Here is a 12,645-nt window from a genome sequence, read left to right on the forward strand (position 1 = left end):
ATCGGGAGTGTCGTCGCCGTACCGTCCGTCCCGGCTCACCGGCCGCTCCCCTGGTCCCCGTCTGCCACGTTCACTGCTGCACTCCGCTCGTCCAACCAACCTTGCAAGATGGCGACGGCCGCGGCCTGGTCTATCACGGGCCGCGCACCGCGCGCGCTGACTCCGCTGTCGCGAAGCGCACGCGCCGCAGTGACCGTCGTGAAGCGTTCGTCGGCCATCCGAACGGGAACCTCGGGAATCTGCCGGCGAAGTCGGCGCGCGAATTCGCTCGCCAGCTTCGCGGCCTTCCCCGGCTCGCCGCGCAGGGTCTGCGGCAGCCCGACGATAACCTCAACCGCCTCGTATTCCATAACAATCTGGACAATGCGCCGGATATCGGGCGCGTCGGGGCCACGTTCCTTGGACCGCGGCACAGTCTCGACCGGGGTAGCGAGGATGCAGTCGGGGTCGCAGGACGCCACCCCGATCCGCACACTGCCGACGTCGATGCCGATACGACGACCCCGGCCCGGATCATCCGAACCGGGACGATCAGGGCCGGGAAGCTCCGCCACGATCAGCCGGCCAGCTCGCGCAGCCGACCGCGGAACGCGTCGAGCGCCGCATCGATACCCGAGGCGTCCGAGCCTTGTCCCTGCGCCATGTCGGGCTTGCCACCGCCGCGACCACCGATCGCCGGGCCGAAGCTCGACACCAGGTCTCCTGCTTTGATGCCCTTGGCCCGTGCGGCGTCGCTGGTCGCCACGACGAACGGCACCTTGCCGTCGGCGGTGCCGAGCAGCAGCACGACGGCAGGTTCGCTGCCGAGACGTCCTCGGACGTCGGACGCCAGAGTGCGCAGTGCATTACCGGATAGTCCTTCGGGTGCCCGGCCCGCGACCACCAGGACATCGCCGATGCGCTCGGCCTTGTCGGCGAAGGAACCGGCAGCGGCAGCGACATTCGCGGCGCGGGTCTTCTCGAGTTCCTTCTCGGCGACCTTGAGCCGCTCGAGGAGTGACTCGACACGTCCGGGCACCTCGTCCGACGGCACCTTCAGCGTCGACGACAGACCTGCGAGCAGAGCACGCTCCTTGGCCAGGTGCCGGTAGGAATCGAGGCCCACGTAGGCCTCCACGCGGCGCACTCCCGAGCCGACGGACTGTTCACCGAGCAGTGTGACGGTCCCGACGTGCGACGAGTGCTGCACATGCGTGCCACCGCACAGTTCCATCGAGAACGGCCCGCCCATCTCCACGACACGCACTTCGTCGCCGTAGTTCTCACCGAACAGCGCCATCGCGCCCATCTTCTTGGCGTTGTCCAGGTCCGTGACGAAGGTGTTCACCGGGTAGTTCGCGGCGACGGCTTCGTTGGTGACGGATTCGATGTCCCGCTTCTGCTGCTCCGAGAGCGCACCGGGCCACGAGAAGTCGAAGCGCAGGTAGCCGGGCTTGTTGAGCGAGCCTGCCTGCACGGCGTTCGGCCCGAGGACCTCCCTCAGTGCGGCGTGCACCAGGTGGGTGCCCGAGTGTCCCTGCGTCGCGCCCTTACGCCATTCCGGATCGACCTGCACGAGCACAGCGTCGCCTTCGGTGACCTGCCCCTCGATGACAGTGACCTTGTGGGTCCACAGCTGCTTTGCAATCTTCTGTACGTCGTCGACCTTGATCTTCAGACCCGGACCGGTGATCACACCGATGTCGGCGATCTGGCCGCCGGCCTCCGCGTACAGCGGGCTGCGGTCGAGGATCAGCTCGACCTCCTGTCCGGCTGTCGCGGTGTGCAGGCGTTCACCGCCGGTGATCACCGCGAGGACATGGGCCTCTGTCACAAGTTCGGTGAATCCGGTGAACTCGGTGGGGCCGCGGTCCAGCAGTTCTTTGTAGACCGTGAGGTCGGCGTGCGCGTGCTTGCGGGCCCGAGCGTCGTCCTTCGCGCGCTGACGCTGTTCGGCCATGAGGGAACGGAAGCCCTCTTCGTCGACGGACAGCCCCGCCTCGGACGCCATCTCGAGGGTCAGATCGATCGGGAATCCGTAGGTGTCGTGCAGTGCGAACGCCTCGGTACCGCCGAGCACTGACTTGCCCTGTGCCTTCGCCGACTCGACAGCACCTTCGAACAGTTTGCTGCCGGTGCCGAGGGTCTTGAGGAACGCAGTCTCCTCACCCACTGCCACGGTCTCGATGCGCGAGAAGTCCGTCGCGAGCTCGGGGTACGACGGAGCCATCGTGTCGCGGACAACGATCATGAATTCGGCCATGACGGGCTGGTCGGCGCCGAGCAGTCGAGCCGACCGCACGATGCGGCGCAGTAGGCGGCGCAGGACGTAGCCGCGGCCGTCGTTGCCGGGGTTGACGCCGTCGACGATGAGCATCGCCGCGGTACGCGCATGGTCGGCAATCACGCGGAAGCGCACGTCGGAGCTGTGGTCGGCGCCGTAGCGGCTGCCGGTCAGTTCCTCGGCTTTGTCGATGACCGGGCGCAGCAGATCCGTCTCGTAGACGTTCTCGACGCCCTGCAGCAGGAACGCGACCCGCTCGACACCCATGCCGGTGTCGATGTTCTTCTTCGGCAGCGGGCCGAGGACGGGATAGTTCTCTTTGGCGCCCCCCTCGCCGCGTTCGTTCTGCATGAACACGAGATTCCAGATCTCGATGTAGCGGTCCTCGTCGGCCTCCGGGCCGCCTTCGACCCCGTAGTCGGGGCCGCGGTCGTAGAAGATCTCCGAGCACGGACCGCACGGGCCGGGGATGCCCATCGACCAGTAGTTGTCCTTCATGCCGCGGCGTTGGATCCGCTCGGCAGGGAGACCGACCTTGTCGCGCCAGATCGAGTACGCCTCGTCGTCATCGAGGTAGACCGTTGCCCACAGCTTTTCGGGATCGATCCCGTATCCGCCGTCGTCGACGGAGCCGGTGAGCAGCGACCACGCGTGCGTGATCGCTTCTTCCTTGAAGTAGTCGCCGAACGAGAAGTTACCCGCCATCTGGAAGAACGTGTTGTGGCGGGTCGTGATGCCCACTTCTTCGATGTCGAGGGTGCGCACACACTTCTGCACCGAGGTCGCCCGAGAGTAGGGCGGAGTCTGCTGACCGAGGAAGAACGGTACGAACGGGACCATGCCTGCATTGACGAACAGCAGGTTCGGATCGGCCAGGATCAGCGAGGCGCTCGGCACTTCGGTATGGCCTGCCTTCACGAAGTGGTCGAGAAAGCGCCTGCGGATCTCGTGGGTCTGCACGTCGATGGTCCTTTGTGGTCTGACGGTGGCGGAGCTGCCCGGCTAGGGGCGGTCGATCAGGTCAATCGGCCGTATTTCAGCTTATCGCGCCGTTGCGAGTGGATTATCACGACCACGGCAGCTACCTCGCCCCCCGCACGATGCGGCGCAGCTTCGGCACCCGCGACGACAACTCACGCTCGACGCCGCGACCTGTCGGCTCGTAGTAATCGACACCCGCCAGTTCGTCCGGCGGGTACTGCTGCGCAAGCACACCGTCCGGGTGGTCGTGCGGGTATCGGTAGCCGATGGCATTGCCCAGTTTCTGCGCACCCTGGTAATGGCCGTCGCGCAAGTGACTCGGGACCGGCCCCGCTCTACCGGCCTTCACATCCCCGATCGCGGCGAAGAGCGCGGCGGTCACCGACCCGGATTTCGGCGCGGTCGCGATGTGGATGGTGGCCTGCGCGAGGGCGAGCTGCGCTTCGGGCATGCCGACCTGTTGCACCACTTGCGCCGCGGCGACCGCGGTCTGGAGCGCGGTGGGATCTGCCATGCCGACTTCCTCGCTGGCCTGGATCATCAGGCGCCGGGCGATGAACCTCGGGTCCTCCCCTGCCACGATCATCCGTGCGAGGTAGTGCAATGCAGCATCGACGTCGGAGCCTCGCAACGACTTGATGAAGGCACTGGCGACGTCGTAGTGCTGGTCACCGTCGCGGTCGTACCGGACCGCGGCCTTGTCGATGCTGGACTCGACGGTCCGCAGATCGATGACAGCCTCGGTGTCGCCGGCGCGATCCAGAGCGGTTTCCGACGAGGCCTCCAGTGCGGTCAGTGCGCGGCGGGCATCGCCGCCGGCGAGTCTCACGAGGTGATCGAGCGCCTCCTCGGTGATCGCGACCGTCCCGCCGAGCCCGCGCGGATCCGTGCGAGCTCGATCGAGCAATACACGTATGTCGTCCGGGCCGAGGGGCTGTAGTTGCAGCACCAGCGACCTCGACAGCAGCGGTGCGACGACGGAGAACGACGGATTCTCGGTCGTCGCCGCGACCAACAGCACGATCCGGTTCTCGACCGCCGCGAGCAGCGCGTCCTGCTGGGTCTTGGAGAAGCGGTGGACCTCGTCGATGAACAACACGGTCTGCTCGCCCTGGGTGAGCCGACGACGCGCGAGGTCGATGACGGCACGCACGTCCTTCACGCCTGCGGACAACGCGGACAACGCTTCGAAGCGTCGGCCGGTGGCACCAGAGATGAGCGACGCGAGGGTTGTCTTGCCGGTGCCCGGAGGTCCGTACAGGACGACGGAGGCTGCACCGGAGCCTTCGACGAGTCGCCGCAGGGGCGCGCCCGGTTCGAGCAAGTGCTGCTGACCGAGGACCTCGTCGAGGTACGCCGGGCGCATCCGGGCCGCAAGCGGTGCGTTCGGCCCGGGCGACCCGGTCGGGGCACGACGGATCGCCGGTTCCGGGTCGGGTTCGGGCGACGCTTCGAACAGGGCGTCCGGTTCGGCCGACGGGTCGTTCGCACCGAAAAGATCACTCACCCCGTCGACGCTACAAGCGCCCCTACCTTTCCGGCGAATATGCCGTCGATCTTGTCGGATCGAATACGAGTGCCGTTCGCTCGAAAACGGGACCGGGAAGGCGAACGCTCGGTGAAATCTCGGTGGGTATCCTGCTCGTTCGTCGAACACCCGTCCAGAATTGTGTTCGGATCGGTGCGTGATCTCGACACAGATGTCCCGCCGCACATTGCTGCGCTCCGGCGTCGGTGTCGCCGGCGCCGCCGCACTCATCACTACAAGGAGTACGGCATCGGCGTCATCGGCGATGTTCCGCCACGGCGTCGCTTCCGGAGATCCGCTTCCGGACGCGGTCATCCTGTGGACGCGGGTGTCCCCGTCCCCCGAGGCGGCACCTGGTTCGGGACTCGGTTCCGACACGAGGGTGCGCTGGGAACTCGCCCACGACGCATCATTCGGGACGATCTTCGCGTCCGGGGAGGTCACCGCCTCCGCCGCATCGGATCACACCGTCAAATTCGACGCGACCGGACTCACACCCGCGACCGAGTATCACTATCGCTTCGTCGTCGGAGATGTCGTGTCACCGACGGGGCGTACCCGCACCGCGCCTGCCCCGGGCGCACCGACGGATCACCTACGCTTCGGCGTGGTGTCGTGCTCGAACTGGGAGGGCGGCTACTTCGGTGCCTATCGGCATCTCGCGGCCCGCGACGACCTCGTCGGGATTCTGCATCTCGGCGATTACCTGTACGAATACGCGGCGGGCACGTTTCCTGTCTCCGGAACCGGCACCCGGACCCATGCGCCGGCACACGAGATCGTAACCCTGTCCGACTACCGGATCCGGCACGGGCAGTACAAGACCGACACCGACCTGCAGGCCCTCCACGCGACGGCGCCGTGGATCGTGGTGTGGGACGACCACGAATCGGCCAACGACGCGTACGCCGGCGGTGCGGAAAATCACGACCCGGCGACCGAGGGTGACTGGGTCGCGCGCAAGGCCGCCTCGGTCCGGGCCTACTCGGAGTGGATGCCGGTCCGTATGGACGGCACCCGCCTCTACCGGCGACTCCAGTTCGGGGACCTCGCCGAACTGTCCATGCTCGATCTGCGCAGCTACCGGAGCCGGCAGGTCGGCGCCGGAGCGGGGTGGCGCACCGTCGACGACGACGCTCGCACGATCACCGGGCCGGAACAGATGGCATGGTTGACCGCGGGGCTGGCGAGCTCGCAGACACAGTGGCAGCTGGTGGGCAACTCGGTGATGATCGCACCGGTGCTGCTCCCGCCCCTGGACCCGCACACGACAGGCGCACTGACCGAGCTTCTCGGTGTGCCGTCGGGCGGTGTGCCCTACAACACCGACCAGTGGGACGGCTACCCCACCGACCGTCGACGACTGCTCGACTCGATCTCCTCGGCGGGTCGCCGCAATGTCGTGTTTCTCACCGGCGACATCCACACGTCGTGGGCTGCGGACGTCCCTGCGGATGCTGCCGCATACCCGGCGGCAGGCACGGTCGCGACCGAGTTCGTGGTGCCCTCCGTGACCTCGTCGAACATCGACGAACTGCTCGGAGTCCCTCCACGAACGGTCAGCCCTGCCCTCGAATCTACGATTCGGGCCACCAATCACCACATCAAGTACGTCGAACTCGACTCACACGGCTACGGCGTTCTCGATGTCGCACCCGAAGCGGTCCAGATGGACTGGTTCCATCTGCATGACCGCACCGACCCGCGCACCGGGGTGACACGAGCCGCCGGTCTACGGGTCGCGGCAGACAGCGCGCGGGTCGATCCCGCTCCGCCGATCTAGCACCGGGGCGAAGCAGGACCGGGGCCCTCAGTCCGCGACGCGCTGGTCCAGGCGTTCGAGGACGGCGCGCGCATGTCCTGCCACATCGTCGTGCCCGGTGTCGGTCGCGAAATCCGCCAGCAGCGACCACCGCGAGCTCAATGCCGGGAGTCGCGCCACAGACAGTTCGTGGGCGCGCACAGATGCGATGCGGGCATGATCCTCGGGCAGGAACAGGTGGGTACTCAACCAGACACAGGCGAGCTGGGCATCGAGGAGACGCTCGGCGAGCACTTCGTCGTAGGCGAGTTGGGGCCACATGCCCACCACTTCGGCGCGCCAGGCATCGGCCATGGCCTGCACCCGCTCGGAGGTCAGCGGTGCTGCACACAGACACAGCGGGAACGAGGTCAGCGCGTACGCGATGTCGAGCGTCGCGTCGCGGAATCCACCCCATTCGTAATCGAGGAACTGCACCCCGTCGTCGCCGACGACGATGTTGTCGGGGCACAGATCCGAAGGGCTGAATGCACGGAAGCGCCCACCGGTGAACAATTTCGCGGCCCGTTCCGCACGGTCGAGTACCGACGGGGGAACGGTGAGCCCGAAGTCGGTTGCCAGCAGTTCGGGCACACCCTGGACCGCGTCGACGGCCTGTTCGGCCACGGCATCACTGACGGACACGACACCGGCCCGCCGGAGTAACGCCGAGAAGTCTTCTTCCCGGCCGACGGTCGCGGCATGCATACGACCGAGAGCCTGCGCGAGCGCCATGAGCGTGTTTCCGACGGTGTCGGTGTCGCCGCTGCGCAGCAATGTCGCCAACGGGGTGGCGTCACCGAGGTCGCTGAGCACCAGCAGTCGGGTCTCGAAGTCATAGGCGAGCAGCTCCGCCCCGGGCCGATGGTCCTTGGCGAGCGCAGTCGCGAACTGGTACGACACGGCTTCACGGAGGAAGGCAACCTCTTCGTCGGCTGCGGCGCCACGGAGGTCGACTTGACCGGCGCCACGGGCGGGCGGCACCTGCTTCAGGACGAGGGTGCGCGGCAGCGAGAAGGGGTTCGCAGCAACTCGTACGCGAAGAACCACCGAGCGGCCGCTGCCGCCGAGGTCCACAGGATCCGCGAGCGTAACCGGGGCGCCGGTGCGACGAGTGAGCAGCGTCTCCGCTGCCTGCACTACCTCCGAAACGGGGTCTGCCAATGTTGCGGTCATCACCGAACAATCTACATCGTTGCGGTCACCGACAGGGCGTGCGGAATTCCCCACGGACTCGGGACGAAGGTCCATTTCAACCGAATCAGCGACTGCGAATCGCCCCGGCGGACCGGGTCGCGCCTGATCACCGACGCATTTCACCGAAACGGACAATCCGCACCCGAGTGTCGCAGCCTCCTCGAAAGTTCTTCTCGGAAGGGTGAACCGAGGAGGCCTTGTCATAGGCGAAAACCGCCTAGCCACCGATTCGGTATATCAACCTGTTCCGTTACACCCGAAATCCGCGCCTCAGGACGACGAGCGGGGCGCGCTCACAGAGATGAACGCGCCCCGTCGGTGTGGGCAAGACTTCCGCGGCTGTCCGCTGTCAGGCGGTGAACCTCACCGCAGGCAGTCGGCGAACCTACTGTGCGGCGGGCGCCGCGTCCTTCACGTCCTCGGCCTCGGGCTCGAAGTCCATACCGGACTCCTTACGCTGCGCCTCACTGATCGGGCCGGGCGCATCGGTGAGCGGGTCGACTCCCCCACCTGACTTGGGGAACGCGATGACCTCGCGGATCGAGTCCACACCGGCGAGCAGTGCGGTGATCCGGTCCCAGCCGAAGGCAATGCCGCCGTGCGGCGGCGCACCGTACTTGAATGCGTCGAGCAGGAACCCGAACTTCTCGTTCGCTTCATCCTCGGAGATTCCCATCACCTTGAACACGCGTTCCTGGATGTCGGGCCGATGGATACGGATCGAGCCGCCGCCGATCTCGTTGCCGTTGCAGACGATGTCGTACGCGTAGGCCAGGGCCGAGCCCGGATCTGTATCGAACGTGTCGAGGAACTCCGGCTTGGGTGAGGTGAACGCGTGGTGCACCGCCGTCCACGCGGACGAACCGAGAGCGACATCACCGGACGCGGTCGCATCGGACGCCGGCTCGAACAGCGGGGCGTCGACGACCCACACGAACGCCCACGCGTTCGGGTCGATGAGGTCGAGCTTCCGGGCAATCTCGCCGCGCGCTGCGCCCAGCAGGGCACGCATCGGCTTCGTAGCGCCGGCGGCGAAGAAGATGCAGTCGCCGGGCGCGGCACCCACATGCGCGGCCAGTCCGGCCCGCTCGGTGTCGGTGAGGTTCTTCGCGACCGGCCCCGCCAACTCGCCGTCCTCGCCCACCAGGACGTACGCGAGGCCCTTGGCGCCGCGCTGCTTGGCCCATTCCTGCCACGCGTCCAGCTGACGACGCGGCTGCGAGGCGCCACCCGGCATGACAACGGCGCCGACGTACTCGGACTGGAAGACCCGGAAGGTGGTGTCCTTGAAGAACTCCTTGCATTCGACGAGCTCGATGCCGAAGCGCAGGTCGGGCTTGTCGCTACCGAAACGCCGCATGGCATCGGCATAGGTCATGCGCGGGATCGGGGTGTCGAGCTCGTATCCGACGAGACGCCACAGCGCGTGCAGCACCTCTTCCGCGAGCAGGATCACGTCGTCCTGGTTCACGAACGCCATCTCGATGTCGAGCTGGGTGAATTCCGGCTGCCGGTCGGCACGGAAGTCCTCGTCGCGGTAGCAGCGCGCGATCTGGTAGTACCGCTCGATGCCGCCGACCATGAGCAGCTGCTTGAACAGCTGAGGTGACTGCGGCAGAGCGTAGAAGTTGCCGGGCTGCAGACGCGCCGGCACCAGGAAGTCGCGGGCACCCTCGGGGGTCGAGCGGGTCAGTGTCGGGGTTTCGACTTCGACGAACTCGTGATGTGCGAGCACCGAGCGGGCAGCAGCGTTGACCTTGCTGCGCAGGCGGATGGCCTTGCCCGGCCCTTCCCTGCGCAGGTCCAGGTATCGGTACTTGAGGCGGGCCTCTTCGCCGGCCTGGTCGTCGAGCTGGAACGGCAGTGGCGCCGCCTCTCCCAGCACCTCGAGCTCGGTGGCGTTGACCTCCACCGCACCCGTCGGGATCTCGAAGTTCTGGTTGCCTTCAGGCCGGATCTCGACGACTCCGGTCACCTTCACGCAGTATTCGGCGCGCAGCTTGTGCGCCTGCTCGAGCACCTCTGCGTCACGGAACACCACCTGGGACACGCCGGAGGCATCGCGCAGGTCGATGAAGATGACCCCGCCGTGGTCGCGGCGCCGGGCAACCCAACCGGTGAGGGTGACGGTCTGCTCGGCGTGCTCGGCTCGCAACGAGCCGGCGAGATGGGTGCGCAGCACGGAATTCCTTTCGAAACGATCATCGACGGGGGTCGTCGCTGCAATCCTACGAAAGACACGAACCGGCCGAGCACACACGTGCCGAATCGGCCGTGCCAGACTTGTGCGGCTCAGTGGCTCGAGGACAAGGCGGATGCGATGACGTTCAACGAGGGCGCGCGGATGGACCCGAATCGGGTCCGCACCGGAGGGGGTGGCCGAGGCGGCAAGATCGCGCTGGGAGGCGGCGCCGGTGGCATCGTCGTGCTGATCCTCGTCCTTCTGTTCGGCGGGGATCCGTCGTCACTGCTCGGGTCGGGAGTGCCCGATGCCTCCGAGCAGGCAGGCACCGGAGGGCTCGAGCAGTGCGCGACCGGCGCGGAAGCCAACGCCGATGTCGACTGCCGTGTGCTCTACACGGTCGGTTCGCTCGACACGGTGTGGGAGCAGCAGCTCGCTGCGCAGACCGGCGTGGCGTACGTGCAGCCCGGCGTCGACGTCTTTGTCTCGTCGACGTCCACGGGGTGCGGTAACGCCACCAGCGACATCGGCCCGTTCTACTGCCCTGCGGATCGGACCGCGTATTTCGACACCAGCTTCTTCCAGCAACTCGTGACGCAGTTCGGTTCGAGCGGAGGACCGCTGGCCCAGGAGTACGTGGTCGCGCACGAGGTGGGTCATCACCTGCAGAATCAGCTGGGAGACCTCGGCCGGGCGCAGTCCGATCCCCGCGGCCCCGAGTCGGGAGCGGTGCGCACCGAACTCCAGGCCGATTGCTACGCCGGTGTGTGGGCGCACTACGCGGATACTCTCCCCGACCCGGACACCGGTGTGCCGTTCCTGACGACGCTCAGCGAGACCGACATCCGCGACGCGCTGTCGGCCGCCTCTGCGGTCGGCGACGACCGGATCCAGTCCGCCGCGACCGGCCGCGTCAACCCGGAAGCGTGGACCCATGGCTCGTCCGAGCAGCGACAGAAGTGGTTCATCGCGGGATACAACACCGGACAGATCGCCGCGTGCGACACCTATGCAGCGTCCGATCTGGACGCTCCCGCCGCACTGCGCTGACAACAGGGTCTGCCGACGGGTGGTTGTCACGGGACAGGGTCGACAACCAGCCGCATCACGTCGCCGTCGACGCGCCACCACGCGTCCGGATTCTCCCGGGCTGCGGCGTAGACGAGGGCTGCGGCGTCCCCGGTGATCGCCCCGGGCGCTCGAGGGTCGCCCATCGTGAACGTTGCGGGATCGGGACCGGGCCACAACGGAACATCACCGTCCGGCGCGGTCCCCGCCGTCGGAACATGGATGTGCACGGTATCGGGTACGAAGGGCTCGGATTCGCCGTCGGCCAATCCCCAGGCGCCCGAGATCGCGTCGCGCAGTTCATCACGATTCTCGAGCGCGGTCGACGGTAGATCCTGCTCGAACCGAGTACCGAACGCGTAGACACGTAATTCCGAGGGGTCGCCACGTCCGTGCAAGGTGACGGTGGTCGTTGCCTGATCGGTCACGCCAGGACTTCCGACATCGGTACCCAGATCGATGAGGTGCCGGGCCTCGAGTTCGTCGGCGAAACGAGCGACATCATCCGGATCCGCCTGGACGACCAGATATTCCGGCGGCGCCATCGTGTCGGGTTCGGTTCTCTCGGTGTAGACCACTCGGCCGTCCCCGTAGACCGCGATCACCGGCGAGTGAATCGACTGGACCACGGCAGGCGTCCATCCGTGGCCGCTGGTGCCGACGCTGAACACCAGTCGATCGGCGGGTAGGAGACCCACATGCTCACTCGATACGCCACAGGAGACCGAAACGAATCCCGCAACACCGATCCAGACAGATCCACGAATCCGATTCGCCGACGACACAATTCCCCCAGCCCCGTTGCCTCCCGTTCACGGTAGGTGATCGGACGACGGTGCGACGCCGATATCTTCATCCCACAGTTCGGGTGAATCGTCGATGAACCGGGTCATCAGCGCCACACACCGCGGGTCGTCGAGCACGGTCACCGACACTCCGTGGTCGGCGAGCCAGTCGTGGCCGCCATAGAACGTGACCGCTTCCCCGACGATGACCGACCCGATGCCGAACTGGCGCACCAAGCCGCTGCAGTACCAGCACGGTGACAGCGTCGTCACCATGATCGTCGATCTGTAATCGCGACGGCGACCGGCCTCGCGGAACGCCGCAGTCTCGGCGTGGATCGTCGGATCGTCGTCCTGAACTCGTCTGTTGTGTCCCCGCCCGAGCAGTGTGCCGTCGGCGTCGAACAGTGCGGCTCCGATCGGTATACCACCTTCGGACAGCCCCACTTCGGCCTCGGCGAGTGCGACATCGATGAGGGCGTATGCGTCGATCCCCATCGTTGGAAGCCTCAGGTCACCGTGACGGTCATGTCGGCGAGCGCCGCAGACAGGTCCATGTGCCGGCGCATCCGCAGCGACAGCGGCCATGTCCCCGACCGCTTCGCGCGAAGGTAGAACACTCGTTCGCTCGTGGCGCCGGGCAACGGATTGTTCGAGGGGACGAACCTGATGTCGCGCAGGTTGAGTCCCTTCCCGATCCGTGTCGTCGACCAGCAGTAGTCGCGGGAGGTGTTCTCCGGCAGGTGCAGTTCGATGATGTCCCCCACATCGACCGTCAAATCGCGTGGACCAGTGGTGATGTGCTTCATGGATCCAGGGTACGGCGAGAATGTGATGCAG

General features: G+C 66.6%; 10 protein-coding genes. 2 read left to right on the plus strand and 8 right to left on the minus strand.

What is annotated here, in order from left to right; genetic code table 11:
- Window positions 1–35 precede the first annotated feature (35 nt).
- From ruvX to ACZ46K_RS19975, 3 genes are all read right to left on the minus strand, one after another.
- Window positions 36–557, minus strand: a complete 522-nt coding sequence (gene ruvX, locus ACZ46K_RS19965; RefSeq protein ID WP_464749413.1) for a Holliday junction resolvase RuvX — start codon at window positions 555–557, stop codon at window positions 36–38.
- Window positions 557–3,223 (minus strand): alanine--tRNA ligase, encoded by a 2,667-nt coding sequence (alaS, locus tag ACZ46K_RS19970; protein WP_464744363.1) that lies wholly within the window; start codon window positions 3,221–3,223, stop codon window positions 557–559. Before alaS ends, ruvX begins: the two co-directional genes overlap by 1 nt.
- A gap of 121 nt (window positions 3,224–3,344) precedes the next feature.
- Window positions 3,345–4,751, minus strand: a complete 1,407-nt coding sequence (locus tag ACZ46K_RS19975; protein ID WP_464744365.1) for a replication-associated recombination protein A — start codon at window positions 4,749–4,751, stop codon at window positions 3,345–3,347.
- Window positions 4,752–4,944: 193 nt separating this feature from the next.
- Here ACZ46K_RS19975 and ACZ46K_RS19980 point away from each other — a divergent pair, with 193 nt between their 5' ends.
- Window positions 4,945–6,555, plus strand: coding sequence for an alkaline phosphatase D family protein (locus ACZ46K_RS19980; protein WP_464749415.1), 1,611 nt, complete (start codon window positions 4,945–4,947; stop codon window positions 6,553–6,555).
- Between the two features lie 27 nt (window positions 6,556–6,582).
- On the opposite strand, the gene ACZ46K_RS19985 is transcribed toward ACZ46K_RS19980, so the two are convergent.
- Both ACZ46K_RS19985 and aspS read right to left on the minus strand, forming a co-directional pair.
- Entirely contained in the window at window positions 6,583–7,749 is a 1,167-nt protein-coding gene (locus tag ACZ46K_RS19985) for a kinase (protein ID WP_464744367.1), read from the minus strand.
- A 406-nt stretch (window positions 7,750–8,155) separates the two neighbouring features.
- Window positions 8,156–9,952: an aspartate--tRNA ligase gene (gene aspS / locus ACZ46K_RS19990; protein ID WP_464744369.1), complete on the minus strand. Its 1,797-nt coding sequence runs from the start codon at window positions 9,950–9,952 to the stop codon at window positions 8,156–8,158.
- 138 nt (window positions 9,953–10,090) lie between these two features.
- On the opposite strand from aspS, the gene ypfJ reads away from it, so the two are divergent.
- A complete protein-coding gene (ypfJ, locus tag ACZ46K_RS19995) occupies window positions 10,091–11,002 on the plus strand; it encodes a KPN_02809 family neutral zinc metallopeptidase (RefSeq protein WP_054810732.1) in 912 nt (303 codons plus the stop codon).
- 26 nt (window positions 11,003–11,028) lie between these two features.
- Here the strand turns inward: ypfJ and ACZ46K_RS20000 are convergent, their stop codons facing one another.
- The 3 genes from ACZ46K_RS20000 to ACZ46K_RS20010 all read right to left on the minus strand — a co-directional run bounded on the left by ACZ46K_RS20000 (window position 11,029) and on the right by ACZ46K_RS20010 (window position 12,614).
- Window positions 11,029–11,718, minus strand: coding sequence for a hypothetical protein (locus tag ACZ46K_RS20000; RefSeq protein WP_054807555.1), 690 nt, complete (start codon window positions 11,716–11,718; stop codon window positions 11,029–11,031).
- A gap of 114 nt (window positions 11,719–11,832) precedes the next feature.
- Window positions 11,833–12,303 carry a nucleoside deaminase gene (locus ACZ46K_RS20005; RefSeq protein ID WP_054807556.1) on the minus strand — a complete coding sequence of 157 codons (471 nt, stop codon included), beginning with the start codon at window positions 12,301–12,303 and terminating at the stop codon, window positions 11,833–11,835.
- Window positions 12,304–12,314: 11 nt separating this feature from the next.
- Window positions 12,315–12,614, minus strand: coding sequence for a protease inhibitor I42 family protein (locus tag ACZ46K_RS20010; protein WP_054807559.1), 300 nt, complete (start codon window positions 12,612–12,614; stop codon window positions 12,315–12,317).
- Window positions 12,615–12,645 lie beyond the last annotated feature (31 nt).

It is taken from the genome of Rhodococcus sp. JCM 9793, from assembly GCF_055380405.1.

Coding starts and splice junctions, on each gene's coding strand:
- ACZ46K_RS19980 (WP_464749415.1), top strand. CDS start 4,945: ATGTCCCGCCGCACATTGCTGCGCTCCGGCGTCGGTGTCGCCGGCGCC.
- ACZ46K_RS19985 (WP_464744367.1), bottom strand. CDS start 7,749: ATGACCGCAACATTGGCAGACCCCGTTTCGGAGGTAGTGCAGGCAGCG.
- ypfJ (WP_054810732.1), top strand. CDS start 10,091: ATGACGTTCAACGAGGGCGCGCGGATGGACCCGAATCGGGTCCGCACC.
- ACZ46K_RS20005 (WP_054807556.1), bottom strand. CDS start 12,303: ATGGGGATCGACGCATACGCCCTCATCGATGTCGCACTCGCCGAGGCC.
- ACZ46K_RS20010 (WP_054807559.1), bottom strand. CDS start 12,614: ATGAAGCACATCACCACTGGTCCACGCGATTTGACGGTCGATGTGGGG.